This is a genomic window from Actinacidiphila epipremni (genome assembly GCF_012034175.1).
Taxonomy (GTDB): domain Bacteria; phylum Actinomycetota; class Actinomycetes; order Streptomycetales; family Streptomycetaceae; genus Actinacidiphila; species Actinacidiphila epipremni.
On sequence record NZ_JAATEJ010000011.1, the window covers coordinates 137678 to 162327 of the forward strand.

The window sequence follows — 24650 nt, forward strand, 5'->3', positions numbered from 1 at the left end:
CCCGCGAACCCGAGGCCAAGGCTCCCCGCCCGGCCCCCGCGCACCGCCCGACGAGCGTACGACCGCCCCGCGCGCACCTACCCACCGGCGTACGACCGCCCCCGGGGGCTGCGCCTACGGTCGTACGACCGCCCTGACCGGCATCATCCCCACCGGGTCGTAGCGCACGCGCGCCCCGGGGTACGGCGCGTGGATGACCCGGCCGCCTCCCACGTACATCGCCACATGGCTCGCGTCGCTGCGGTAGATCACCAGGTCGCCGGGCCTGGCCTGGGAGAGCGGGACATGCCGCCCGGCGTGCAGCTGCTCCTGGGACGTACGGGGCAGGGCCACGCCCGCCCGGCCGTAGGCGTACTGCATCAGCCCCGAGCAGTCGAAGGAGCGCGGCCCCGTCGCCCCCCAGACGTACGGGGCGCCCAGCACCGACCGTGCCGCGGCGACGGCGAGCGCGGCCCGGCCGGAGGCGGGCGGCAGGTCGGGGAAGTCGAGACCGGCGGGCAGGCCGCCGCGGGAGGCACGCACGCCCATGCCGGGGGCGTAGCCGGCCTGCTGGGCTGCGGGCAGGGTACGCAGCAGCTGCCGGGCGCGGGCGAGGGCCTGCTGCACCGCGGCCTTGCGGCGGCGCAGCTCCGCGGCGTTCCGGTCGAGCTCGGCGAGCTTGCCCGCGGCCTCGGCGCGCCGGCCCTGCAACGCCCGCTCGGCGTCGCGCAGTTGGTGGAGCCGGCCGACCTGCTGCGCGCCCAGCCGGGCGAGGGTCGCGGCCCGGTCGAGGGAACCGGCCGGGTCGTCGGACAGCAGCAGCGCGAGCGTGGGGTCGATCGCGCCGCCGCGGTACTGCGCGGCGGCCAGCACGCCGAGCCCGTCCCGCAGTTCGTTGACGCGCTGCTGGCCCTGCGCGGCCCGCTCCTGGAGCGTGCCGAGGTCGGCCCGCAGTCCCGCGGTGCGCTCCTGCGCCGCGTCGTACGCCTCGGTCGCGGCCTCGGCCTGCTGGTAGAGCGCGTCCAGCCGGGTCGCGGTGTCCGCGGCGTCCACGGCGGGGTCCGCCGCGGCGAGCGGGGCGGCGGCGCCGGCCAGCGCCGCGCCGGCCGCGGCCACCGCCGAGAGCACGGTGACCCGGGTGGTGCGGGCGGTCGGGCCCGGCTGCGGTACGCGTCGATGGGATGCCACGGCAGCCGACAGTAATCAGCCGGGCACGCAGAGCACAAAGACGCCGCGACCCGTACGCATGACCGGTCGTGCCCCGGCCGCAGGTCAGCGCCGGTACGGCGGGCCCGGGGCCCGGTGCGCACCACCCGAACGACGTAGCGCCCGGCGGGTCCGCCGGGCGCTGCGTACGAAGAGTGAAGGTGTCCTCAGACGCGGACGCCGAACTGGAACGGCATGTCGCTGATGGACTCGTAGCGCACCACGGTGCCCGGCTTCGGCGCGTGCAGCACCATGCCGTCGCCGGCGTAGAGGCCGACGTGGTGGTGGTCGCCGTAGAAGATCACCAGGTCGCCGACGGCCAGTTGCGACTGGGAGTAGATGCGCGTGCCGGCGTTGGCCTGCTCGGCGGCGGTCCTGGGGAGCGAGACGCCGGCCTGGCGGTAGGCCCAGGAGGTCAGGCCCGAGCAGTCGAAGGTGTTGGGGCCCGAGGCGCCGTAGACGTACGAGTCGCCGAGCTTGGACTTGGCGAAGCTGAAAGCCGAAGCGGCGTACGCGGAGGCCGACTTGCCGCCGAGCGGGACCCGGCCGGTGTCGCGGTTGGCGCGCGCGTTGTCGTTGGCTATCTGCTGGCGCTGCTGCGCGGTCAGCGAGTTGAGGATCTGCTGCGCCTGGGCGAGCTTGTCCTTGGCCTCGTTCTTGCGCTGCGCCAACTCCGTCTTGGTCGCCTGGAGTTCGGCGAGCTTCGCGGTGGCCTCGGCGCGCTCCTGGTCCAGCGTCCGCTTGGCGTCCTGGAGTTGCTGCAGGGCGCTGGTCTGGATCGAGCTGATCTGGTCCAGCGTGCTGGCCTGCTCCAGGTAGGTGTCCGGGTTGGAGGACAGGAACAGCTGGAGCGACGGGTCGATACCGCCGGACCGGTACTGCGAGGCCGCGATCGTCCCGAGGCTGTCGCGCAGGGTGTTGAGGTGCTCCTGCTGGCGGGCGACCTGGTCCTGGAGCGCACCGGCCTCCGTCTGGAGGGACTTGAGCTTCTCCGCGGCGCCGTTGTACTTCTCGGTGGCCTGCTCGGCCTGCGTGTACAGCGCGTCCACCTGCGCCTTGGCGTCCTTGACGGAGGTGGGCTTGGCCGGCTTGGCGGGGGCGGCGTTGGCAGCCTGCGCGGAGAGCGCGACGGCGGCGGCAGCGGTCGCGGTCAGCACGGTCACACGCGTGCGGCTTGCCGGCTTGGGTCGACGGTGGGACGCCACGAAGGCGAGCTCCTTCTTCCTTCAGCCGCCTACCGGTTGACGACTGGCGGGCGGCCTCCGTGCGCCACCCGGATTGGATGATCGACTGCGCGGAGGTTCGAGGCCTGACCTTAGTGACCTTCTCGTGATCGGTTCAAATCCCCGAAGGCAAAATCTCGACCGGTTCGCGTTTTCTTTACATGGTTTGCACGCGCCGTGATGACCGGTTGACGCTGGGTGCGGACAAAGGGGGCGTCAGGCGCGGGAGAGGCGGCGCAGCAGCAGGGTGGAGGCGACGGGGCGGGCGCCGGCCTTGGCGACGCCGTCGGCGACCTCGCGGTCGGCGGAGACCACCACGATCTGCCGGCCCGGCGGCTCGGCCCGCACCAGCCGGCGGATCAGCTCGTCCGCGGTCTCACCGGCCTTGCTGAACAGCACCCGCACCCCGCGCGGCGGCGCGAGCAGCACCGGCATGTCCAGGTCGGCGCCGTCGAAGACGCAGGTGACCTCGGCGCCGCTCTGCGCGGCCAGCACCGCGAGGCCGCCGAGCAGCCGCAGCCGCTGCTTCTCCAGCGGCAGCGAGGGATAGCCGGTCTTGGTGACGTTGTAGCCGTCGACGACCAAGTGCGCCTGCGGCAGCGCCAGCAGCTGGTCCAGCAGCGCCGGGTCGGTCTCGGACAGCGCCCGGGTGGCGATGTCGCGGGCGCTGAACGCGCCGGGCGCGACCGCGTCCACGGTGTCCGCGGGCCGCACCGCCATGGTGTCCCGCGGCGGCAGGGCCAGCTCGCGCCGCAGCCCGGACGCGGCGTCCAGCACGGTGTCCAGCAGCAGCCGCAGCCGTACGTCCTCCACGCCGCGCCCCTCGCGCGCCGCCCGCCGGCCGGCCTCGGCGGCCTGCTCGGCCTCGGCGAGCCGGGCCCGCAGCCGGCGGGCCTCGCTGTCGGCCACGGCCTTGTCCTGCGCGGCGGCGGCCCGCAGCTCCTCCAGCTCGGCCTGGAGCCGGCGCTGGGCGGCCTCGGCCCGCTTGACGTCACTGAGGGCGCTGCGCAGCTTGCGGTGCAGCGCCTCGCCCTCCCTGCGTACGGACTCCAGCTCGGCTCTGGCGCGGGCGGCCTCGGCCCTGCCGTGCTCGTGCAGCAGCTCCACCTCGGCGCGCAGGGCGGCGAGTTCGCGCAGGGCCTCCTCGTCGGCGCGCTCGGCGTCGGCGCGCTGCGCCTCCTCGCCGGCGGTCGCGACAAGCTTGGCCCAGCCGGGCGGGCGCAGCAGGTACGCCGCCGCGGCCACGTCCAGCGGGTCGGCGGCGGGCGGCGGGGTGCCGTCCTCCAGCGCGGCGGCGAGCTCGGCCTGCGCCTCCCGCAGCCGGCCGGCGACCTTCTGCCGGAAGGCGGGGTCGTGCTCCAGCGCGGCGGCCAGCGCGGTCGCGGCGTACTTCACCCGGCGGGTGGGCGTGAAGCGGGCGTAGGGCCGCAGCGAGACCGGCAGCTCCTGGAAGGTGAACCCCCCGAACGCGTCCGCGGCGATCGCGACGACCCGGTGCCGCACCCCTCCGGGCAACGGCCGGTCGAGCGCGGGCTCGTCCCGCGCGGACTCGGGCCCGGCCTCCTCCGCGGTGGCGCCCTCCGGCGCGTCCGGCGCCGGCCCGGCCCCGTCCGAAGCGGCGGCCTCGGGGGCCGGCTCGGCGGCCTCGGGTTCGGGCGCCGGGGTGCCCGGACTGCCGGGTTCGGCCGCGGGGCCGGCGGAGCCCGGGGCGTCGTCAGCCCCGGGGTGCGGAATACCGCCGCTTGCGTCCACCCGTCACTCCCGTCCGATCTGCCGGCGTCTCGGCGTCCTCCCGGCCCCCTTCGATCCCTCCGGCCCGCCGCCCTGCTACTTACATTGTCCCCGCCCGGGCGTCAGCCCGACGCGGAACCGCTCCCGGTGGCGCTTTCCGCACTGCCGTTCGCGCCCTCAGCCGCCGCCCCCGCGCCCGGCCGGTCCACCAGCTCGATCCGGTCCACCGCGTTGCACCACCGGCACCGCACCGACTCCAGCGTCTCGGCCAGCACCTCCGTCTCCTCCACCGCGGGCTCGCCGGCGAGGTCGAGGTGCACGTACTCCACCACCCGCGAGGAGCGGGTCACGTCGAAACGGGTCAGATTTCCGCACAGCGTGCAGCGCCACCGCGTGGTCGCGGTCGGCAGGGGAACCGGCATGGCGGGTACCTCTTCCTCCGGGGGAGCGTGCGTCCCGGTCACCCTACGGCTTTTCCGGTGCGCCGCGCTGCGGCGAGGCGGCCTATGCCCGTTACGCCCGCTGCGTCATGATCGGTCCATGGTCATCCCGGTGTACGACAAGAACCCGGTCCGGCGTACGCCGGTCGTCACATACGGGCTGATCGCGCTGTGCACCGCCGTGTTCCTGCTCGGCCCGCTGTCCGGTTTCCTCCCCGCCTACGGCAGCGGCCACACCCTGGCCTGCCGCCAGGCGCTGTACTTCGACCGCTGGGGCGTCGTCCCGGCCGAGCTCTTCGGCGGTCGCCCGCCGGCCGCGGCCCTGGGCGTCCCCGCCGACTGCGGCGCCGCCGACCCGTATCCGCACTCGCCGTACCTGTCGGTGCTGACGTCGATGTTCCTGCACGCGAGCTGGCTGCACCTGATCGGCAACATGCTCTTCCTCTACGTCTTCGGCGACAACGTCGAGAACCGCATGGGCCGGCTGCGCTTCGCCCTGTTCTACCTGGCGGCCGGCTACCTGGCCACGTACGGCTTCGCGCTCGCGCACGCCGACGACGCGCAGAGCCTGGTGGGGGCGTCCGGCGCGATCTCCGGTGCGCTCGGGGCGTACCTCTACCTCTATCCGAAGGCCCGGGTCACCAGCCTGTTCCCGTTCCTCTTCTTCGTGCCGCTGCGCTTCCCGGCGTGGATGGTGCTCGGCTTCTGGTTCGTGCTCCAGTGGTTCGCCGCGCAGACCGCCGCCGGCGGCCCGGGCGTGGCCTACCTGGCGCACGTCGTGGGCTTCGCCTTCGGCTTCGTCTGCGCGTGGGCGTGCTACCGGCCCCGGTCTAAGCTGGGCGTCGTTGCCGGGACGACCCAAGGAGACGCGCAGCCGTGATCACCGCGATCGTGCTCATCAAGACCACCGTGGACCGCATCCCCGAGATCGCCGAGTCGATCGCCGCGCTGGACAACGTCAGCGAGGTCTACTCGGTGACCGGGACGTACGACCTGGTGGCGCTGGTGCGGGTGGCCCGGCACGACGACCTGGCGGACATCATCCCGGGCCGCATCAGCAAGATCCCCGGCGTCGAGGCGACGGACACGCATGTGGCGTTCCGTACGTACTCCCAGCACGACCTGGAGGCCGCCTTCGCGATCGGCCTCGACTCCTAGAGCCCCAGGGCCCGAAGCCCCGGGGCCGCCCGGCCGGGGCTACCGCTCCCCCGGCCCGACCGGCACGCAGCGGCCGGACTCGGTCGCGTACGTCCACGCCGCGCCCTCGCGCACCAGCGTCGCGACCGCCGCGGTGCAGCGCCGGATGTGCTCCTCGGGCGTGCCGGCGCCGAAGCTGACCCGTACCGCGTTGCCGTTGAAGCCCGCGCCCGGGTCGGGCGACCCGCACGCCCCCAGGTCCTCGGACTCCGCGCCGAGCAGGTGCCGTACGAGCGGGTGGGCGCAGAACAGGCCGTCGCGCACACCGATGCCGTACTCCGCGGAGAGCGCGGCGGCCAGGTGCGAGCTGTTCCAGCCGCTCACCACGAAGCTCAGCACCCCCACCCGCTCGCTGTCCTCGCCGAACAGCGACAGCACCCGCACCCCCGGCACCGCCGCCAGGCCCTCGCGCAGCAGCCCCAGCAGACGGCGCTCGCGGGCGGCGAGCCGGTCGAAGCCGGCCTCGGTGAGCGCCCGGCACGCCGAGGCGATCGCGTAGGCGCCGATGACGTTGGGCGAACCGGCCTCGTGCCGCGCGACCGTGGTGTGCCACTCGGCCTCGACGCTGCCGTCCGCGCGCCGGGCGACCGTACGGGTCGCGCCGCCGCCGGCCAGGTACGGCTCGGCCTCGCGCAGCCAGTCGGGCCGGCCGGCGAGCACGCCGGAGCCGAAGGGCGCGTAGAGCTTGTGGCCGGAGAACGCCACCCAGTCCACGTCCAGTTCGGTGACGTCCACCGCCCGGTGCGGCACGAGCTGCGCGGCGTCCAGCACGATACGGGCGCCGTGCCGGTGCGCGGCGGCGGCGAGCCGGCGGACCGGCCACACCTCGCCGGTGACGTTCGAGGCGCCGGTGACGCACACCAGCTTGGAGCCCTTGGGGGCGCCGTGCAGCGCGACGTCGAGGGCCGCGACGGCCTCCTCCGGGGTACGCGGCGCGGGCAGGCAGGTGACCTGCGCGCCCTTCGCCCGCTGCCAGGGCAGCAGCGCCGCGTGGTGCTCGGTCTCGAAGACGAAGACGTGCGTGCCAGCGGGCAGCACGGCCGCCAGCAGGTTGAGCGAGTCGGTCGTGGAGCGGGTGAAGACGACCTGGTCGTCGGGCCGGCAGCCGAGGAACTCGGCGACAGTGGCGCGGCTCTGCTCGAACAGGTCGGTGGACAGCTGCGACAGGTACCCGGCGCCGCGGTGCACGCTGCCGTAGTACGGGGCGTACGCGGCGACGTCGTCCCACACCCGCTGGAGCGCCGGGGCGCTGGCGGCGTAGTCGAGGGCGGCGTACGTGACGTCGCCGCCGGTCACGAGCGGGACGGTGACGTCGCGGCCGAGCACCGGCAGCGGCTCGGGGCACGCACAGGCGGGGTCGGCGCACTCCGCGCCGACGACGGCGGCGGGAACGGCGGCGGGAACGGTGGCGGTGGAAGCGGCCGGGGAGGACGCGGCAGGGGCGGTCGTGGCGGCGGTGGAAACGGTCATGGCGGGCTCCTGGCACGAGGGCAGCCGACGGCGGCCTCCGGCGCGGCGGCAGGCGGTGGGCCTGCGCGGCCGGTGCGGGACCGTCGGACGGCGTCGGATAGGCGGCTGACAGCGGAAGGCAGCGGACGGTGGTGTGGACCGGTGCACGGACGGCACCGCGGAAAGGCGGGACCGGGGCCGAAAGGCCCTATCGCATTCGCTTGCGCAAGAGAGAACTCCCCTTGTCCGGCTTGCTGCGAGCCTCGCTGCTCACAGCCTGGTCATCACCCGGGGCACCCCGCCTCGGACGGAGGGTTGCCGGACAGCGAGCCGGGGCCTTTGCGCTGTCACTCGTGACCTGCACAGGATTGTGCCACACGGGCGGGCAAGCGCAAGGCGCCGTCCGAAGTACGGACGGCGCCTTGCTGAACGGGGCCCGGCTCAGGCGTTGCTGGCCGCCGCCCAGCGCTCCAGGACGGCCGCCGCCGCGCCGGAGTCCAGCGACTGCGCCGCTTTGGCCACGCCCGCCGCCAGCTCCTCCTCCAGCGTCCCGCCGCCGGGCTCCAGCGCCACCAGCGCGGCGGCCGAGTTGAGCAGCACGGCATCGCGTACCGGCCCGGTCTCGCCGGCCAGCACCCGGCGGGCGACGGCGGCGTTGTGGGCGGGGTCGGCGCCGCGCAGCGCCTCGACGGGCACGAGGTCGATGCCGATGTCGCGCGGGTCGAAGGTCTGCGGGGAGACCTTGCCGTCGCGCACCACCCACACCTGGGAGGTCGCGGTGGTGGTCAGCTCGTCCAGGCCGTCGTCACCGCGGAAGACCAGCGCGGAGGAGCCGCGCTCGGCCAGCACGCCGGCCATGATGGGCGCCATCCGCGGGTCGGCGACGCCGGTGGCCTGCGCCCGCACCCGGGCCGGGTTGGTGAGCGGGCCGAGGAAGTTGAAGGTCGTGGCGATCCCCAGCTCACCGCGGGCGGTGGCCACGTACCGCAGCGCGGGGTGGAACCTGACGGCGAAGCAGAAGGTGATGCCGGCCTCCTCGGCGACCTCGGCGACCCGCTCGGGCGTGAGGTCCAGGTTCACCCCGAGGTGGCCGAGGACGTCGCTGGCGCCGCTCGCGGAGGAGGCGGCGCGGTTGCCGTGCTTGACGACCTTGGCGCCGGTGCCGGCGACGACTATCGCCGACATGGTGGAGATGTTGACGGTCTTGGCGCGGTCGCCGCCGGTGCCGACGATGTCGACGGTCGCGCCGGGCACCTCGATGGTGTTGGCGTGCGCGTACATCGCCCGCACCATGCCGGTGACCTCGTCGACGGTCTCCCCCTTGGCGCGCAGCGCGACCGCGAAGCCGGCGATCTGCACATCGGTGGCCGTCCCCCGCATGATCGCGTCCATCGCCCACGCCGTGTCGTCGGCGTCCAGGTCCCGCCCCGCGATCAACGCCGACAGCACATCGGGCCACGACCGGCGTGTCCCGGTGCCACTGCCTTCCGCCGGGTTCACAACGCTCATGGTCCACGCTCCTCGATCGCCCTCGGGCTTGCCGGGGCTCACCCTATCGGCAGGCGGGATGCAGAAAAGGGCGCGTGGGGGTACCTCCCAGGCGAAGCCCTGGGGGAGAACTGCGCGACAAGCCCACCACCGGCGGAAGGCCCGGCGACCACCTGACCGCCCCTTCGGGACGGGAAAGGCCGAGCGGGCGCCGCAAGGGCGCCCACCCGGCCTCAGCGGACCGCAGGTCAGTGGTGACCGTCGCCGCTGGTGATCTCGTCGTACTCCTCGACCGTCGGCTTCGGGATCTGGCTGTGCTCACCGTAGAAGTTGCGCGACAGCCGGGCCCGCAGCCGGGTGACGGGACCCGCCTTGCGCTCCACGCCGTTCTCGTCGGTCTCGGGGCCGATCTCAAGCGGCTTGTACTGGTCGTGCGCGGTGAGGACGTGCAGCTCCTCCTGCCCGAGCGGCTCGTGGACCTCGATGAACTCGCCGTGCGGGAGCCGCTTGATGATGCCGGTCTCCCGACCGTGCAGCACCTTGTCGCGGTCCCGGCGCTGCAGGCCCAGGCAGATCCGCTTGGTGACCCAGAAGGCCACCGCCGGCACCACGAAGAAGCCGATCCGCACCGACCAGGTGATCGTCTCGATCGACAGGTGGAAGTGCGTGGCCCACAGGTCGTTGCCGCCGCCGATGAGCAGCGTGAAGTACAGCGCGAGCCAGGCGACACCGAAGCCGGTGCGCACCGGCCGGTTGCGCGGCCGGTCCAGCAGGTGGTGCTCGCGCTTGTCACCGGTGACCCACGACTCGATGAAGGGGTAGACGGCGATCGCGGCCAGCACCAGCGGGAAGACCATCAGCGGGACGAACACGCCCAGGACCAGCGTGTGGCCCCACGCGTTGATCTCCCAGCCCGGCATGACGCGGATCAGGCCCTCGGAGAAGCCCATGTACCAGTCGGGCTGCGCGCCGGTGGACACCTGGTCGGGCCGGTAGGGCCCCATGGTCCAGATCGGGTTGATCGTGGCGATCGCCGCGATGGCCGCGATGGCACCGAAGACCAGGAAGAAGAAGCCGCCCGCCTTGGCGGTGTAGATCGGCAGCAGCGGCATGCCGACGACGTTCTTCTCCGTCTTGCCCGCACCCGGGAACTGGGTGTGCTTGTGGTAGAAGACCAGGATCAGGTGGGCGACGACCAGGCCGGCCATGATGCCCGGGAACAGCAGGATGTGCACCGAGTAGAAGATCGGCACGAAGTTGTGGCCCGGGAACTCCCCGCCGAACAGGAACATCGACAGGTACGTGCCGACCACCGGGGTGGACAGCACCGCGCCCTCGGTGAAGCGGACACCGGTGCCGGACAGCAGGTCGTCGGGCAGCGAGTAGCCGGTGAAGCCCTCGAACATGCCGATGAACAGCAGCGTCCAGCCGAACAGCCAGTTCAGCTCGCGCGGCTTGCGGAAGGCGCCGGTGAAGAACACCCGCATCATGTGCACGATCATGCCCGCGATGAAGATCAGCGCGGACCAGTGGTGGATCTGCCGGATCAGCAGGCCACCGCGCACCTCGAAGCTGATGTGCATGGTGGACGCGTACGCGTCCGACATCCGCACACCCTGGAGCGGCCCGTACGGGCCGTGGTAGACGACCTCGTTCATGCTCGGGTGGAAGAACAGCGTCAGGTACACACCCGTGAGGATGAGGATCGTGAAGCTGTACAGGCAGATCTCGCCCAGCATGAACGACCAGTGGTCGGGGAAGATCTTGCGGAGGTTGGACTTGCCCAGCTTGTACAGGCCGACTCGGGCGTCGGCCCACTCCGCGACGCGCTGGCCGGCGGGCTTGGGGCCCCGGCGGGTACTCGTCGGGGCGGTTTCGGTCGAAGTACTCATCCGCGCTCCCAGAAGGCCGGACCGACGGGCACCTCGAAGTCGCTCATGGCGACCAGGTTGCCCTCACCATTGACGCTGATGTGCAGCTGCGGCAGCCGGTGGCCGGCCGGGCCGAAGATGACCCGCGCGCCGTCCGACAGGTCGAACGTCGACTGGTGGCACGGGCACAGCACGTGGTGCGTCTGCTGCTCGTACAGGCTCACGGGGCAGCCGACGTGCGTGCAGATCTTGGAGAAGGCCACGATCCCCTCGTGGGACCAGGACAGCTCCTTCTTGTCCTTGATGTCCTCCGGCTTGAGCCGGACGACCATCAGGGCCGCCTTCGCGATCTGCTGCTGGAAGTCGTCGGACTCCTCGTTCAGACCCTCGGGCTGGGCGAAGGTGAGCGAGCCGACCGGGATGTCCTCGGGACGCAGCGGCTTGTTCGTGTTCGGGTTGATCAGCGCCTTGCCCTTGGCCCAGGCGGTGTGCCGGAGCTTGTCCTCCGGCAGCGGGCCGAGGTCGCGCAGGATCACCACGGCCGACAGCGGCACCAGCGTCAGCGCGCCCAGCATGGTGTTGCGGACGAGCTTGCGGCGGCCGAAGCCGCTCTCCTTGACGCCCTGCTTCCACTGCGCCTCCATGGTGGCGCGCAGCTCGTCGTCGGCGTCGGCGGCGTGCCGCTCGTCGGTGAGCTCCTCGTCGGACATCAGGGTGCGGGCCCAGTGCACGGCACCGGCCCCGATGCCCACCAGCGCGAGCGAGAGCGTCAGGCCCAGCGAGAAGTTCAGCGCGCTGACATGGCCGAACGGGAAGACGTAGATGTACTTGTCGACCGGGAAGATCACGAAGCTCGCGATGAACCCGAGGGTGCCGAGCATCGACAGGGTGAACAGCCCCGCGACGACCCGCTCGGAGTGCTTGGCCGCCTTCTCGTCGATGTCCTGGCGCCGGAACTCGTGCTCCGGGTGGCCGGGGTTGCCGAACGGGTCGTGGCGGACCTCGGCGCTGGCACCGTGCGCTGCGCCGGTGGCGGGCAGGTGCTCGTGTGGCTCTGACACGTTGTGGGATCCGGTATCGCTCATGACTTCTTGGCCTTAGTCGTCCGGGCCGCGACCCAGGCGGCGATGGCGATCAGCGTGCCGAGGCCGAAGATGTACGCGAACAGGCCCTCGGGCACCGGGCCGAAGCTGCCGAGCGTGAAGCCGCCCGGGTTCTTGCTCTGCGCCGTGTCGACCTCGTGCAGGTACGCGATGATGTCCTGCTTCTGCTGCTGCGGCATCGTGGTGTCCGGGAAGGACGGCATGTTCTGCGGGCCGGTCTGCATGGCCTCGTAGATGTGCTTGGGCTCGACGCCCTTCAGCGTGGGGGCGTACTTGCCGTCGGTGAGGGCGCCGCCCTTGCCGACGAAGTTGTGGCACTGCGAGCAGTTGGTGCGGAACAGCTCGCCACCCTTGGCGGCGTCACCGCCGGCGGGGTCGTACTGGTTCGACGCCGGGGCGATCGGACCGGGGCCGAGCGAGGCGATGTACGCGGCCAGCTGGTCGATCTCGTCCTGCGAGTACTGCTTGGGCTTCTTCTGGATCTGCGGGCCGGCCTGCTGCGCGGGCATCCGGCCGGTGCCGACCTGGAAGTCCACCGCCGCCGATCCGACGCCCACCAGGCTCGGGCCGTCGGAGCTGCCCTGGCCGTGCGTGCCGTGGCAGCTTGCACAGCCGACCGAGAACAGCTTCTGGCCCTCGGTGATCTGGGTGGACTGCGACGACTCGTCTGCCTGCGCCTTCGGCGCCGGAGAGAGCGCGGCGTACAGCCCCCCGGTGGCCGCTAGCGCGAAGAGTAGGACGACAAGCGCCGCCAGCGGGTGGCGCCGTCGTGCGGAGAGCTTTTTCACGGATTACCCCGGTGTCAGGATCTCTTGTGTCGATGCTTCGGGTTGTGCCTGTCCGGCACCGTGCTGCGGTACGCGACCGACTACTTGATCAGGTAGATCGTGGCGAAGAGGCCGATCCAGACGACATCGACGAAGTGCCAGTAGTAGGAGACGACGATCGCCGCGGTCGCTTGCTGGTGGGTGAACCGCTTGGCCGCGTACGTGCGGCCGAGGACCAGCAGGAACGCGATCAGACCACCCGTCACATGCAGCCCGTGGAAGCCGGTCGTCAGGTAGAACACCGAGCCGTACGGGTCGGAGCTGAGCGAGATCCCGTCCTTCTTGACCAGGTTCGTGTACTCGAAGATCTGCCCGCCGATGAAGACCGCGCCCATGATGAACGTCACGATGAACCAGGAGCGCAGCTTCTTCACGTCACCGCGCTCGGCGGCGAACACGCCCATCTGGCACGTGAAGGAGGAGAGCACCAGGATCGTGGTGTTCGTCGCGGAGAACGGCACGTTCAGCGCGTGCGCGTGTTCCTTCCAGAAATCGGCACCCGTGACCGACCGAAGGGTGAAGTACATCGCGAAGAGGGCCGCGAAGAACATCAGCTCGGAACTCAGCCAGATGATGGTCCCGACGCTGGTGAGGTTCGGCCGGTTGACCGACGGGTGCGCGTGCCCGGTTTCTACTGCTGTTGCTGTCGCCACGGCAGTCATTATGTCGGTCGCTTATCTGGCGCTCACTCCGGGGGTCCCCTTCGGTGTGTCAAGGTCCTTCCGGCCACGGCGACCAGTACCGGCCACCTCACCCGAACGAGGGAACACCCGAGGCACGGGACGCGGCGGCGGGCCGGACCGGACCCCGGCGGCGGGATCTTGGGCGGCCCCGGCCCCTGCACGCGGGCCCGTTGCGGGAGTAGCATCCCAAGCACTTGAGAAAGCGTTCACGAGCTTCGTGCTTCACGGGGATCTCAGAGGGTCACGAGGAGGAGCCAGGATGCAGGCGACCGCCACGGTGCTGGTCTACAGCGACGACGCCAACACCCGGGAGCAGGTCCGGCTCGCCGTCGGCCGCAGGCCCGCGACGGACCTGCCGCCGGTGGAGTTCGTGGAGTGCGCGACGCTGCCCGCGGTACTGACCGAGTTGGAGAACGGCGGGATCGACGCCTGCGTGCTGGACGGCGAGACGACGCCGGCGGGCGGCATGGGCGTGTGCCGGCAGATCAAGGACGAGATCTTCCGCTGCCCGCCGGTGCTCGTGCTCATCGGCCGCCCGCAGGACGCGTGGCTGGCCACCTGGAGCCGCGCGGACGCGGCGGTGACCCACCCGGTGGACCCGGTGGCGCTCAACGACACGCTGGCCGTTCTGCTGCGCCGCAGGATCGACACGGGGTCGACGGAGCTGGCGACGCGCTGAGGGCCGGGTGACGAGGGCCGCGCGCTGAGGTCCGTGCGCCGGGAGGTGCGGCTCAGGCCGTCTCGGGGCGCAGCCGGGCCGGGTTCGACAGCGGGTTGCGCGCGGCGGAGGGGGCTCCCTCGGTGTTCGCCGTGGCCTTGCCGAGGGCGCTGCCCTGGAGCCACTTGGTCTCGTCGAGGTTCCAGTCGCCGAAGCCGTTGTCGAACGGCGTCATCATCGGGCCGTGGCTGTTGACGACCTGGACGATGTCGCCGGGGCGTACGTGGTCGAAGAACCAGTGCGCGTTGTCGGTGCTCATGCCGGTGCAGCCGTGGCTGACGTTGGCGGAGCCCTGCGAGCCCTCGGACCAGGGCGCGGCGTGCACGTACTCACCGCTCCATGTCACCCGGGTGGCCCAGTAGACGGGCAGGTCGTAGGAGTCGGAGCTGCCCGCGGCGATGCCGACGGTGGAGCTCTTCATCTGGACGAAGCTCTCCTTGGCGAGCACGACCTTGATGCCGTTGCGGGTGTCGAAGCCGGGCTTGCCGGTGGTGACCGGCATGGTGCGGACGACCTTGCCGTCGTCCTTGAAGGTCATCTGGTCGGTGGCCGCGTCGGTGATGGCCTCGATGCGGTCGCCGGTGTGCAGCGTGAGCGGCTTGTCGGCGCCGCCGAAGACCTTGTCCTGGACCTTCACGCCGTTCAGGGTGCTGCGCGCGTCGATCTGCGCGTGCGCGGGCCAGTACGCGCTCGGGCGGTAGTGCAGCGTGCGGTCGTCGACCCAGTACCAGGAGCCGGGGGCGGCTGCGGGGGTGCTGCTGACGAGCAGGTGGGACTCCACGACGGCGCGGGCGGCGGCGGTCTTGACCGGGACGCTGAGCGCGGCGGTGATGGGCTGGCCGACGCCGTAGGTGCCCGCGTCGGGGCCGAAGGTGACATGCAGGCCGGCGTCGGCCGGCGTGGTGTCGAAGGTCAGCACCTTGCGGCCGGGGTGGCCGTCGGAGTCCTCGGTGCTCACCCGGACCGTGTAGTGGGCGCCGGCGGCCAGCGCCGTGGTGGACTGCCAGCTCCTGCCGTCCTCGCTGAGCTTGCCGGCGACATAGCGTCCGGCGCCGTCGGTCGCGGTGACGTCGGTGATCCGGCTGCCGTCGTCCTTGACGGTGACCTTGAGCGGCTTGCTGGGGTCGGCCTTGCCGCCGTCGGCGATGGAGTAGGCGACCTTGGCGGCGGATTCGTACGGGGAGGCGGCGAGCGGGTTGCCGCCGCCGCTGCAGGCGGTGAGCCCCACCGCGAGGGGCGCCGTGAGGAGGGCGCAGCTCAACGCTATCCGGTGTCGAGAGAGGTGGCTCATGGCCTCAACGTAAGAACGCCCGGGCCGATCCGCACGGCGGAAGCGTACAAGAGGGTACAAAAGAGGCGGGTCCCGTCACCTTCCCAGGGGAGCGGGACCCGCCTCGTGCTGCCGTACGGGCTAGCGCGCGGTCACTGCGTGCGGTCCGCGCCGCGGTAGTACTCGAACACCCAGCCGAAGACCCCGAGGAGGATCACCGGCAGCGAGAAGAACAGCAGCCACCAGCCGAAGATGATGCCCATGAAGGCCAGGGCGCCACCGGTGGCCAGCATGAGCGGCTGCCAGCTGTGCGGGCTGAAGAAGCCCAGCTCGCCGGCGTCGTCCGCGATGTCGGCGTCCTCGCGGTCCATCGCCCCGGTGTCGGCCCGGTTGGCGGTGAAGCCGAGGTAGAACGCGATCATGGTGCACAGGCCGAAGCCCAGGAACAGCGCGGTGGTGCCGGCCGGCTCCTTGGACCACAGGCCGTACACGACGGCCGCGGCCAGGATGAACACCGCGAAGCCGGCGAACATCCATCCTTGGACCTTCACTGGTTCGCCTCCTTGCTCTCAGCACCGGAAAGGGCCGTGCTCGCACCGTGGCCGGCGCCCGCGAGGGCGTCGATCGCCGAGATCTCCGGGTGGTGCAGGTCGAACGCCGGGGATTCGGAGCGGATCCGCGGCAGCGAGGTGAAGTTGTGCCGCGGCGGCGGGCAGGAGGTCGCCCACTCCAGCGAGCGGCCGTAGCCCCACGGGTCGTCGACCTCGACCTTCTTGCCGTACTTGGCGGTCTTCCACACGTTGTAGAGGAACGGCAGTATCGACAGGCCCAGCAGGAACGAGCTGATCGTCGAGACGGTGTTCAGCGTGGTGAAGCCGTCGGCGGCCAGGTAGTCGGCGTACCGGCGCGGCATGCCCTCGACGCCCAGCCAGTGCTGGACCAGGAACGTGCCGTGGAAGCCGAAGAACAGCGTCCAGAAGGTGATCTTGCCGAGCCGTTCGTCGAGCATCTTGCCGGTCATCTTCGGCCACCAGAAGTGGAAGCCGGCGAACATCGCGAAGACGACGGTGCCGAACACCACGTAGTGGAAGTGCGCCACCACGAAGTAGGAGTCCGACACATGGAAGTCCAGCGGGGGCGCCGCGAGGATGACACCGGTCAGACCGCCGAAGGTGAAGGTGATCAGGAAGCCGATCGCCCACAGCATCGGTGTCTCAAAACTCAGTGAGCCCTTCCACATCGTGCCGATCCAGTTGAAGAACTTCACACCGGTCGGTACCGCGATGAGGAATGTCATGAAGGAGAAGAACGGCAGCAGCACACCGCCGGTGACGTACATGTGGTGCGCCCACACCGTCACGGACAGGCCCGCGATGGAGATCGTCGCCGCGACCAGGCCGATGTAGCCGAACATCGGCTTGCGGGAGAAGACCGGGATGACCTCGGAGATGATGCCGAAGAACGGTAGCGCGATGATGTACACCTCTGGATGGCCGAAGAACCAGAAGAGGTGTTGCCACAGCAATGCCCCGCCGTTGGCGGAGTCGAAGATATGCGCCCCGAATTTCCGGTCGGCCTCCAGGGCGAGCAGCGCGGCGGCGAGCACCGGGAAGGCCAGCAGCACGAGCACGGCGGTCAGCAGCACGTTCCACACGAAGATCGGCATGCGGAACATCGTCATGCCGGGGGCGCGCATGCAGATGATCGTGGTGATGAAGTTGACCGCGCCGAGGATGGTGCCGAAGCCGGAGAACGCCAGGCCCATGATCCACATGTCCGCGCCCACGCCCGGCGAGTTGACCGCGCTGGACAGCGGCGAGTAGGCGAACCAGCCGAAGTCCGCGGCACCCTGCGGGGTGAGGAAGCCGCCCACCGCGATGAGCGAGCCGAACAGGTAGAGCCAGTAGGCGAACATGTTCAGCCGCGGGAAGGCGACGTCGGGCGCGCCGATCTGCAGCGGCATGATCCAGTTGGTGAAGCCCGCGAACAGCGGTGTCGCGAACATCAGCAGCATCACGGTGCCGTGCATCGTGAACGCCTGGTTGAACTGCTCGTTCGACAGGAACTGGTTGCCGGGACGGGCGAGTTCGGCGCGCATCAGCAGCGCCATGACGCCGCCGATCAGGAAGAACGCGAACGACGTGACCAGGTACAGCGTGCCGATGGTCTTGTGGTCGGTCGTGGTCAGCCACTTCACGGCCACCGAGCCCGGGCTCTTCACGCGGGCCGGGATCTCGTCCTCGTACGCGTCGTCGGCCGGCGCCGCGCCCTGGGGTTCGTTGAGAATGCTCATGTGGTCTTGGGCTCCGAGTTCTTCGCGTTGCCCGTGGTGGCAATACCGGACGGGATGTAGCCCGTCTGACCCGCCGCCGCGAGGTCCTTGAGGTGCTGCTGGTATTGCTCGGGCGTCACGACCTTCACGTTGAACAGCATCCGGGAGTGGTCCTGGCCGCACAGCTCGGCGCACTTGCCCATGAACGTGCCCAGCTTGTTGGGCGTCACCTCGAACACGTTGGTGTGGCCCGGGATCACGTCCTGCTTCATCAGGAACGGGATGACCCAGAACGAGTGGATGACGTCACGCGAGGTGAGCACGAAGCGCACGGTCTGGCCCTCGGGCAGCCACAGCGTGGGGCCGGGGTTGCCGGTGTCCGGGTTCCGGCTCGCCGGGGTGCCGACGTCGTAGACGCCCTCGGCGCCGGCCGGGAAGGACAGCTTGTTCGCCGGGATCTCCGCCAGCTCGGAGGGCACGCCCTTGGGCGTCGCGGCGTTGCCGTCGACGTTCTCCACGTAGTTGAAGCCCCAGCTCCACTGGAAGCCCACGACGTTGATGATGTGCTGCGGCTTCTTCGACGTCTCCAGCAGCTTGTTCTCGTCGCGCGCGGTGAAGTAGAAGAGCACCGCGATCACCACGATCGGCACGATCGTGTAGAGCGCCTCGATGGGCAGGTTGTACCGCGTCTGCGGCGGGACCTCGACCTTGGTCCTGCTGCGCCGGTGGAAGATCACGCTCCACAGGATCAGGCCCCAGACCAGGCAGCCGGTCGCCAGCGCCGCGGCCCACGAGCCCTGCCACAGGGCGAGGATGCGTGGCGCCTGTTCGGTGGCCGGGCTCGGCATGCCGAGCCGGGGGTAGTCCTTGTACGAGCAACCGGTGGCCGTCGCAAGGACCAGGCCCGCAGCCAGCGCCTGCGGGAGCCTCCGCCGCAACCCGCGCCGCGACGTGGGGGAACCTCCCACGCCCTGGGGGCGGTGGGTGGGGGTACCTCCCACGCCATTGGGGCCGTGGGGGAGGTCGGAGCCGTTGGGACTCACGTAGCGCCTTCCCGAGAGTCTCGCCCGCTCGTCCGGGTGTTCCGGCCGTGTGCTGGTCGGTCGGCCCGGGCTGCAGGCATTGAGGTGTGGATGTTTATGCGGACCAAACCCTACTGGACGCTATTTGGGGTCGCGCGGGGAGGGGGTCCAACGCGCCGGGCGGCTCCCCGAAGGGGTGGAATACCAGGTTCGGGGCCCTTTTCTGACGCTCACTGACCCCTCGCGGCGGCGGTCGGACGGGGCGGGTGCGGGGCCGCCCCGGGGGCGGCGGGTAGCGTTGCGGGGGTGCCCTATTTCGACATGGCCTCGGCCGCTCCCCTGCACCCCGTGGCACGTGAGGCGCTGCTCGCCGCGCTCGACGACGGATGGGCGGACCCGGCCCGCCTCTACCGCGAGGGGCGGCGGGCCCGGCTGCTGCTGGACGCCGCGCGGCAGACCGCCGCGGAGGTGGTGGGCTGCCGCCCCGACGAGCTGACATTCACTCCTTCGGGGACAGCCGCGCTGCACACCGGTGTTGCCGGCGCGATGGCCGGGCGGCGCCGGACGGGCCGCCATGTCGTGGTCTCCGCCGTCGAGCACTCCGCGGTGCTGCACGCCGCGGAGCGTCACGACAGCACGCAGGTCGCGGTGGACCGCACCGGCCGGCTCGACCCCGCGGACCTCGCGGCGGCGCTGCGGCCCGACACCGCGCTGGCGTGCGTGCAGTCCGCGAACCACGAGGTGGGTACGGTGCAGCCGGTCGCCGAGGCGGCGGCGATGTGCCGGGCGGCGGGGGTGCCGCTGCTGGTGGACGCGGCGCAGTCACTGGCGTGGGGCCCGGTGGCGGAGGGCTGGTCGCTGCTGGCGGGCAGCGCGCACAAGTGGGGCGGGCCGCCCGGGGTGGGGCTGCTCGCCGTCGCCAAGGGCACGAGGTTCGCGCCCGCGCACCCGGCCGACGAGCGGGAGGCCGGGCGCTCGCCCGGCTTCCCGAACCTCCCGGCGGTCGTCGCCGCGGCGGCGTCGCTGCGGGCGGTGCGAGCGCAGGCTTCCGAGGAGGCGGTACGGCTGTCCGCCCTCGTCGACCGGATCCGGGCGCGGGTCCCAGAACTGGTCCCCGATGTCGAGGTCGTCGGCCACGACCGGCTGCGGCTGCCGCACCTGGTGACCTTCTCCTGCCTGTACGTCGACGGCGAGGCGCTGCTGACCGCACTCGACCGCGCGGGCTTCTCCGTCTCGTCCGGCTCCTCCTGCACGTCCAGCACGCTCACCCCGAGCCATGTGCTGCGGGCGATGGGTGTGCTCTCCGAGGGCAACGTCCGCGTCTCGCTGCCGCCCGGTACGCAATCCTCTGAGGTCGAGGCGTTCCTGGCCGCCCTGCCGGGCGTGGTGTCCGAGGTCCGCGCGCAACTCGGCGCCCCTTCCACGCCGCACCCGGCCTCGCCCCCGGAGCCGGAGCCGGAGCCCGCTCCGGACCTGGTGGTCGACTCGCTGGGCAAGCGGTGCCCGATCCCGGTGATCGAACTGGCGAAGGCGATCACCCAAGTCCCCGTCGGCGCGGTGGTGACCGTCCTGTCCGACGACGAGGCCGCCGCGCTCGACATCCCCGCCTGGTGCACCATGCGCACGCACACTTACCTGGGCCCCAACCCCGCCCCCCGGGGCACGGCCTACCGCATCCGCCGCGCAACCTGACCCGCGGGGCCCCTCCCGGCCGTGGGCTGCGGCTGCGCCGCGGGGCGCTTTTCAGGGGCGCGGGGAACTGCGCGCTCAGCCCACCACCGACCGGTGGTCCGGATCGAACCGAACAGCCCCTTTCGGACGGTGACGACCTGCACGCCGCATATGGCTGGCCGCGCAGTTCCCCGCGCCCCTGGTTTGCCGGCGCCCAGCGCCAAGTGAGCCCAGCCGGACAGGTGCTGCAGCTGACGCCGCGGGATGCTCTTCAGGGGCGCGGGGAACTGCGCGCGCAACCCACCACCGGCCGGTGGCCCGGATCGAACCGAACAGCCCCTTTCGGACGGTGACGACCTGCACGCCGAGTCCAACTGGTCGCGCAGTTCCCCGCGCCCCTGGTTCGCCGGCGCCCAGCGCCAAGTGAGCCCAGCCGGACAGGTGCTGCAGCTGACGCCGCGGGGTGCTCTTCAGGGGCGCGGGGAACTGCGCGCGCAACCCACCACCGGCCGGTGGTCCGGATCGGACCGAACAGCCCCTTTCGGACGGTGACGACCTGCACGCCGAGCCCAACTGGTCGCGCAGTTCCCCGCGCCCCTGGTTTGCCGGCGCCCAGCGCAGACGCAAACCCCCGGCCGGTCGCGCCCGCGCGGCGGCAGCCGCAGATTAGATGCAGCCCCGCGCCCCTGAAAAAGCACCCGCGGCGCAGCCGCGCGCCCCTGGGGAAGCACCCCGCGGCGCCCTGGCGGGTTAGGCGGTGAGGTGGTCGCGGACCTCGTTGGCGGCGTCCTCGCCGTACGCCTTGGTGAAGCGCTCCATGAAGTGCGTGCGCTTCAGCTCGTACTCCTGCGTGCCCAGCGTCTCGATGACGAGCGTCGCGAGCATGCAGCCGACCTGCGCCGCGCGCTCGAGGCCGACGCCCCAGGCCAGGCCGGAGAGGAAGCCCGCGCGGAAGCCGTCGCCGACGCCCGTGGGGTCGACCTTTGCCTGCTCTTCCGCGCAGCCGACCTCGACCGGTGCCTCGCCCTTGCGGTCGATGCGGACGCCGCGTGCGCCGAGCGTGGTGACGCGGGTGCCGACGCGGTCGAGGATCTCCGCCTCCGTCCAGCCGGTCTTCGTCTCGATGAGCCCCTTCTCGTACTCGTTGTTGAACAGGTACGCCGCCCCGTCCACGAGCACGCGGATGTCATCGCCGTTCATGCGCGCGATCTGCTGCGAGAAGTCCGCCGCGAACGGGATGCCCCGGGCCCGGCACTCCTCGGTGTGGCGGATCATCGCCTCGGGGTCGTCCGCCCCGATGTTGACCAGGTCAAGACCGCCGACCCGGTCGGCCACGTGCTGGAGCTCGATGAGCCGCGCCTCGCTCATCGCTCCGGTGTAGAAGGAGCCGATCTGGTTGTGGTCGGCGTCCGTCGTGCAGATGAAGCGCGCGGTGTGCGCGACCTCGGAGATACGGACCGACGCCGTGTCGACGCCGTGCCGCTGCAGCCACGCACGGTATTCGCCGAAGTCGTTGCCCGCCGCGCCGACCAGGATCGGCTGGGTGCCGAGCAGGCCCATGCCGTAGCAGATGTTCGCGCCGACCCCGCCGCGGCGGACGTCGAGGCTGTCGACCAGGAAGGACAGCGAGACCGTGTGCAACTGGTCGGCGACCAGCTGGTCGGAGAACCGGCCGGGGAAGGTCATCAGGTGGTCGGTGGCGATGGATCCGGTGACGGCGATGCGCACGGCGGCAGGCTCCTGGTGGCGGGGGAATGGGACCTGGGGGGTTGCGTCGTTCTGGGCAGTCCTCCACGCTACCGGCAAACCGGCCGGCGGCCAGGACATCCGCGGTTTGCCCCGGCTTCGCCGTGTGTCACCCGCACCCCCGGAGAAACTACCCGATAGTAGGGCTTTCTCCGTGGCGGACCCCGTGCCAGTGTCGAGACTATGAGCGCTACGTCACACGGCACCACCCCGCCCCCGCTCGCCCCCGCACCGCTCGCCGAGCCGGACTCGCTCGACCAGCTGCTCGGCGACTGCCGCACGATGGCCGCGCACTGGCACCCTGCCGCGCCCGCGGCCCGTACCGCCCCGTCCGCCGGGCCGCACGGCATCACCGTGCCGGCGGCGTCCGCGCACGTCGTGGCCGCGATGGCGGAGTACGGCGACTGAGCCCACCGCGGGACCCGCCGCCGGGTTCACCCGGGTGGCGGAACCGGCTCGGCGCCGTCCGCGTCACATCGGCACCTGACGGTTGACGGAGCCGAGGAGTGTGTGCGGTGAGCAGCAGCGAGCACGAGGACGACGACCTCCTGGCCGGCGGCGGCACGGACCCGGACGACGCCGGGGACGGCGCCGCGGCGCCGCGCCCCGGGCGCAGGCGGCGGCTGACGGTCGCCGTGGCGGTGGCCGCGGTGCTGGCGGCCGGCGGCGGGACGTACTGGGCGGTGGCCGCGGGCGGCGACGGCGGCGGCAGCACCGCCCACGCCCCGGTGGAGCGCGCCACCGGCGGGGCGCAGAGCAAGGGCTCCACGGGCGCCGGGGACACCGGCAGCTCCTCGGGCGTCATCACCGCCCCGGCCGGCACCTACCGGCTGACCGGCACGCTGCCGGAGAAAGCCCCCGCGTCGGCCGCGCTCTACCGGGCGAAGGGCGGCCCCGACAAGGCCGCGGTCCAGCGGCTCGCGGCGGCGCTCGGCCTGAGCGGCGCGGTCGTCGACGAGGGCGGGTCCTGGCGGGTCGGCCCGGCCGACGGCTCCGGGCACGCGCTGCTGGTCGGCAAGGACGCGCCGGGGACGTGGTCGTACACGGTGGGCGGCCAGGTCATGAGCCCCGGGGCGCGGACGGTCGTCCCGCCGGCGCTGCCGAAGGTGCCGCCGCCGGCGAAGGGCGACGGCGCGGACGGGAACTCCTCCAGTACGGCGCGCTCCGGCTCGTCCGGGGCGAGCACGGCCCATTCCGCGACGGGCGACCCCGCGACGCCGCCGGTCTCGCCGGACCGGGCGAAGGCGGTGGCGGCGCCGGTGCTGGCGGAGCTGGGGCTGTCCGGCGCGGCGGTGGACGCCTCGATGACGGCGGGCTCCAGCCGTACGGTCACGGCCGACCCGGTGGTCGGCGGGCTGCCCACGCACGGCTGGCAGACCTCGGTGGTGGTAGGCGCGGACGGCTCGATCGGCAGCGGCTACGGCAGGCTGTCGCCGCTGGACAAGGGCGAGACCCGGGCGGTGATCAGCGCGCAGCAGGCGTTCGCGCAGCTCACCCCGCCGCGGATGATGCACCCGGGCGCGATGTGCGCCGCGCCGGTGCCGAACGCGGCGGACGGCGGGGCGGCGTCCTCGGGCCCGGGCGCGGGCTCCGCGGCCCCCGCGGACCCGGGCGACGGCACGGCGGCGGCGACCCCGGCGCCCTGCTCGGCGCCCTTCACGCCGCCGGCCGCGCAGCCGGTCGACGTCACGGGCGCGCGGTTCGGGCTGGCGGTGCAGTACGTCACGGGCGGCCAGGCGCTGGTGCCGGCGTGGCTCTTCGACGCGCACCGCGAGGGCTCGGCGGCGGCCTATGTCGTCCCCCAGCCGGCGGTGGACCTCGCCGGGCTCGGCGGCGGCGCGAGTGCCGCTCCCCCGGTCCCGGTGCAGCCCCCGTCGACGGGCGACCCGGACCACACGGCGGTCGCCGGCTACCAGGCGCAGGGCAGCACGCTGACGCTGATCTTCTGGGGCGGGGTGTGCGAGACCTACCACGGCTCGGCCGCGGAGACCTCGACCACGGTGAAGGTGACGGTGACGCAGACCCGGAAGGACAAGGACGCGGTGTGCCCGGCGATCCTGAAGTCCCAGTCCGTCACGGTCCAGCTGAAGTCCCCCCTCGGCACCCGCACGGTCACCGACACGACCTCGGGCCGCACCCTCACGGCCTCCTGACCGCGCCGCCCGACAAATCAGGAGGGCGCGTAAACCGCGCCGGGCAAGAAATCAGGGGCGCGGGGAACTGCGCGATCAGCCCACCACAGGCGGATGGTCCGGCCACGACCGAACCACCCCTCCGGTCCGGAAAAACCCGCACCGGCCAGGTGGCTGAACGAACAGCTCCCCGCGCCCCGCAAAAGCGCGCCGGCCCCGCCGGGCCAGAAGCACCCCAGCCAAGGACCAGAAGCAGCTCAGTGGAAAGAGTCACCGCACGCGCACGACCCCGTGGCGTTCGGGTTGTCGATCGTGAAGCCCTGCTTCTCGATGGTGTCGACGAAGTCGATCGACGCGCCGCCCAGATACGGCGCGCTCATGCGGTCGGTGACGACCTTGACGCCCCCGAAGTCCTTGACCACGTCACCGTCGAGCGAGCGCTCGTCGAAGAAGAGCTGGTAGCGCAGGCCCGAGCAGCCGCCGGGCTGGACGGCGACGCGCAGCGCGAGGTCCTCCCGGCCCTCCTGCTCCAGCAGGCTCTTCACCTTGGACGCCGCGGCGTCGGACAGGATGATGCCGTCCGTGGTGGTGGTCTCGTCCTGAACCGTCATCTGCTTCACTC

At 72.0% G+C, this 24650-nt stretch carries 22 protein-coding genes and 1 riboswitch; of the genes, 6 read left to right on the forward strand and 16 right to left on the reverse strand.

Annotated elements, in window-relative coordinates:
• Positions 1-114 precede the first annotated feature (114 nt).
• The 4 genes from HCN08_RS16085 to HCN08_RS16100 form a co-directional block, all read right to left on the reverse strand.
• Positions 115-1167: a C40 family peptidase gene (locus HCN08_RS16085; protein WP_167983765.1), complete on the reverse strand. Its 1053-nt coding sequence runs from the start codon at positions 1165-1167 to the stop codon at positions 115-117.
• Positions 1168-1352: 185 nt separating this feature from the next.
• Positions 1353-2390, reverse strand: coding sequence for a C40 family peptidase (locus tag HCN08_RS16090; RefSeq protein WP_167983766.1), 1038 nt, complete (start codon positions 2388-2390; stop codon positions 1353-1355).
• 234 nt (positions 2391-2624) lie between these two features.
• Positions 2625-3911 (reverse strand): NYN domain-containing protein, encoded by a 1287-nt coding sequence (locus HCN08_RS16095; protein ID WP_322974482.1) that lies wholly within the window; start codon positions 3909-3911, stop codon positions 2625-2627.
• A gap of 350 nt (positions 3912-4261) precedes the next feature.
• Positions 4262-4561, reverse strand: coding sequence for a hypothetical protein (locus tag HCN08_RS16100; RefSeq protein WP_167983767.1), 300 nt, complete (start codon positions 4559-4561; stop codon positions 4262-4264).
• 118 nt (positions 4562-4679) lie between these two features.
• Between HCN08_RS16100 and HCN08_RS16105 the strand changes: the two genes are divergently transcribed.
• Together HCN08_RS16105 and HCN08_RS16110 are read left to right on the forward strand one after the other, a co-directional pair.
• Positions 4680-5459: a rhomboid family intramembrane serine protease gene (locus tag HCN08_RS16105; RefSeq protein ID WP_167983768.1), complete on the forward strand. Its 780-nt coding sequence runs from the start codon at positions 4680-4682 to the stop codon at positions 5457-5459.
• Positions 5456-5737, forward strand: a complete 282-nt coding sequence (locus HCN08_RS16110; RefSeq protein WP_167983769.1) for an Lrp/AsnC family transcriptional regulator — start codon at positions 5456-5458, stop codon at positions 5735-5737. The genes HCN08_RS16105 and HCN08_RS16110 overlap by 4 nt, the downstream gene beginning before the upstream one ends.
• Before the next feature lie 39 nt (positions 5738-5776).
• On the opposite strand, the gene HCN08_RS16115 is transcribed toward HCN08_RS16110, so the two are convergent.
• The 6 genes from HCN08_RS16115 to ctaE form a co-directional block, all read right to left on the reverse strand.
• On the reverse strand, positions 5777-7246 hold the full coding sequence (locus HCN08_RS16115; RefSeq protein ID WP_167983770.1) for an aminotransferase class V-fold PLP-dependent enzyme: 1470 nt from the start codon (positions 7244-7246) through the stop codon (positions 5777-5779).
• 221 nt (positions 7247-7467) lie between these two features.
• Positions 7468-7584: riboswitch (SAM riboswitch) on the reverse strand.
• Positions 7585-7666: 82 nt separating this feature from the next.
• On the reverse strand, positions 7667-8734 hold the full coding sequence (trpD, locus tag HCN08_RS16120; RefSeq protein ID WP_167983771.1) for an anthranilate phosphoribosyltransferase: 1068 nt from the start codon (positions 8732-8734) through the stop codon (positions 7667-7669).
• 227 nt (positions 8735-8961) lie between these two features.
• The gene (qcrB, locus tag HCN08_RS16125) at positions 8962-10605 is read right to left on the reverse strand and encodes a cytochrome bc1 complex cytochrome b subunit (protein ID WP_167983772.1); all 1644 of its coding nucleotides are present in this window, start codon (positions 10603-10605) and stop codon (positions 8962-8964) included.
• A complete protein-coding gene (gene qcrA, locus HCN08_RS16130) occupies positions 10602-11669 on the reverse strand; it encodes a cytochrome bc1 complex Rieske iron-sulfur subunit (protein ID WP_167983773.1) in 1068 nt (355 codons plus the stop codon). The genes qcrB and qcrA overlap by 4 nt, the downstream gene beginning before the upstream one ends.
• Positions 11666-12475: a cytochrome bc1 complex diheme cytochrome c subunit gene (gene qcrC / locus HCN08_RS16135; protein WP_167983774.1), complete on the reverse strand. Its 810-nt coding sequence runs from the start codon at positions 12473-12475 to the stop codon at positions 11666-11668. Before qcrC ends, qcrA begins: the two co-directional genes overlap by 4 nt.
• A gap of 80 nt (positions 12476-12555) precedes the next feature.
• Positions 12556-13176 (reverse strand): aa3-type cytochrome oxidase subunit III, encoded by a 621-nt coding sequence (ctaE, locus tag HCN08_RS16140; protein WP_167983775.1) that lies wholly within the window; start codon positions 13174-13176, stop codon positions 12556-12558.
• A 280-nt stretch (positions 13177-13456) separates the two neighbouring features.
• Here ctaE and HCN08_RS16145 point away from each other — a divergent pair, with 280 nt between their 5' ends.
• Positions 13457-13876: a response regulator transcription factor gene (locus HCN08_RS16145; protein WP_167983776.1), complete on the forward strand. Its 420-nt coding sequence runs from the start codon at positions 13457-13459 to the stop codon at positions 13874-13876.
• Positions 13877-13928: 52 nt separating this feature from the next.
• Here HCN08_RS16145 and HCN08_RS16150 read toward each other — a convergent pair whose 3' ends face one another.
• The 4 genes from HCN08_RS16150 to ctaC form a co-directional block, all read right to left on the reverse strand.
• Entirely contained in the window at positions 13929-15206 is a 1278-nt protein-coding gene (locus HCN08_RS16150; protein WP_167983777.1) for a L,D-transpeptidase, read from the reverse strand.
• A 131-nt stretch (positions 15207-15337) separates the two neighbouring features.
• Positions 15338-15736 (reverse strand): cytochrome c oxidase subunit 4, encoded by a 399-nt coding sequence (locus HCN08_RS16155; RefSeq protein ID WP_167983778.1) that lies wholly within the window; start codon positions 15734-15736, stop codon positions 15338-15340.
• A complete protein-coding gene (gene ctaD, locus HCN08_RS16160) occupies positions 15733-17478 on the reverse strand; it encodes an aa3-type cytochrome oxidase subunit I (protein WP_167983779.1) in 1746 nt (581 codons plus the stop codon). Before ctaD ends, HCN08_RS16155 begins: the two co-directional genes overlap by 4 nt.
• Positions 17475-18458 (reverse strand): aa3-type cytochrome oxidase subunit II, encoded by a 984-nt coding sequence (gene ctaC / locus HCN08_RS16165; protein ID WP_322974475.1) that lies wholly within the window; start codon positions 18456-18458, stop codon positions 17475-17477. The genes ctaD and ctaC overlap by 4 nt, the downstream gene beginning before the upstream one ends.
• A 327-nt stretch (positions 18459-18785) precedes the next feature.
• Here ctaC and HCN08_RS16170 point away from each other — a divergent pair, with 327 nt between their 5' ends.
• A complete protein-coding gene (locus HCN08_RS16170; RefSeq protein ID WP_167983781.1) occupies positions 18786-20171 on the forward strand; it encodes a cysteine desulfurase/sulfurtransferase TusA family protein in 1386 nt (461 codons plus the stop codon).
• A gap of 729 nt (positions 20172-20900) precedes the next feature.
• Here HCN08_RS16170 and HCN08_RS16175 read toward each other — a convergent pair.
• Positions 20901-21878 (reverse strand): carbohydrate kinase family protein, encoded by a 978-nt coding sequence (locus HCN08_RS16175; protein WP_167983782.1) that lies wholly within the window; start codon positions 21876-21878, stop codon positions 20901-20903.
• 201 nt (positions 21879-22079) lie between these two features.
• On the opposite strand from HCN08_RS16175, the gene HCN08_RS16180 reads away from it, so the two are divergent.
• Positions 22080-22304, forward strand: a complete 225-nt coding sequence (locus HCN08_RS16180) for a hypothetical protein (RefSeq protein ID WP_167983659.1) — start codon at positions 22080-22082, stop codon at positions 22302-22304.
• Between the two features lie 107 nt (positions 22305-22411).
• Positions 22412-24049, forward strand: coding sequence for a hypothetical protein (locus HCN08_RS16185; RefSeq protein WP_167983783.1), 1638 nt, complete (start codon positions 22412-22414; stop codon positions 24047-24049).
• Positions 24050-24285: 236 nt separating this feature from the next.
• Here HCN08_RS16185 and HCN08_RS16190 read toward each other — a convergent pair whose 3' ends face one another.
• Positions 24286-24639 carry a HesB/IscA family protein gene (locus HCN08_RS16190; protein WP_167983840.1) on the reverse strand — a complete coding sequence of 118 codons (354 nt, stop codon included), beginning with the start codon at positions 24637-24639 and terminating at the stop codon, positions 24286-24288.
• Between the last annotated feature and the right edge of the window lie 11 nt (positions 24640-24650).

What these genes read in the sequence shown, in the direction of transcription:
- HCN08_RS16115 (WP_167983770.1), bottom strand. Translation starts at nt 7,246, where the DNA reads ATGACCGTTTCCACCGCCGCCACGACCGCCCCTGCCGCGTCCTCCCCG.
- HCN08_RS16145 (WP_167983776.1), top strand. Translation starts at nt 13,457, where the DNA reads ATGCAGGCGACCGCCACGGTGCTGGTCTACAGCGACGACGCCAACACC.
- HCN08_RS16190 (WP_167983840.1), bottom strand. Translation starts at nt 24,639, where the DNA reads ATGACGGTTCAGGACGAGACCACCACCACGGACGGCATCATCCTGTCC.
- ctaD (WP_167983779.1), bottom strand. Translation starts at nt 17,478, where the DNA reads ATGAGCATTCTCAACGAACCCCAGGGCGCGGCGCCGGCCGACGACGCG.
- trpD (WP_167983771.1), bottom strand. Translation starts at nt 8,734, where the DNA reads ATGAGCGTTGTGAACCCGGCGGAAGGCAGTGGCACCGGGACACGCCGG.
- qcrB (WP_167983772.1), bottom strand. Translation starts at nt 10,605, where the DNA reads ATGAGTACTTCGACCGAAACCGCCCCGACGAGTACCCGCCGGGGCCCC.
- qcrA (WP_167983773.1), bottom strand. Translation starts at nt 11,669, where the DNA reads ATGAGCGATACCGGATCCCACAACGTGTCAGAGCCACACGAGCACCTG.
- HCN08_RS16150 (WP_167983777.1), bottom strand. Translation starts at nt 15,206, where the DNA reads ATGAGCCACCTCTCTCGACACCGGATAGCGTTGAGCTGCGCCCTCCTC.
- HCN08_RS16100 (WP_167983767.1), bottom strand. Translation starts at nt 4,561, where the DNA reads ATGCCGGTTCCCCTGCCGACCGCGACCACGCGGTGGCGCTGCACGCTG.
- ctaE (WP_167983775.1), bottom strand. Translation starts at nt 13,176, where the DNA reads ATGACTGCCGTGGCGACAGCAACAGCAGTAGAAACCGGGCACGCGCAC.
- HCN08_RS16105 (WP_167983768.1), top strand. Translation starts at nt 4,680, where the DNA reads ATGGTCATCCCGGTGTACGACAAGAACCCGGTCCGGCGTACGCCGGTC.
- HCN08_RS16180 (WP_167983659.1), top strand. Translation starts at nt 22,080, where the DNA reads ATGAGCGCTACGTCACACGGCACCACCCCGCCCCCGCTCGCCCCCGCA.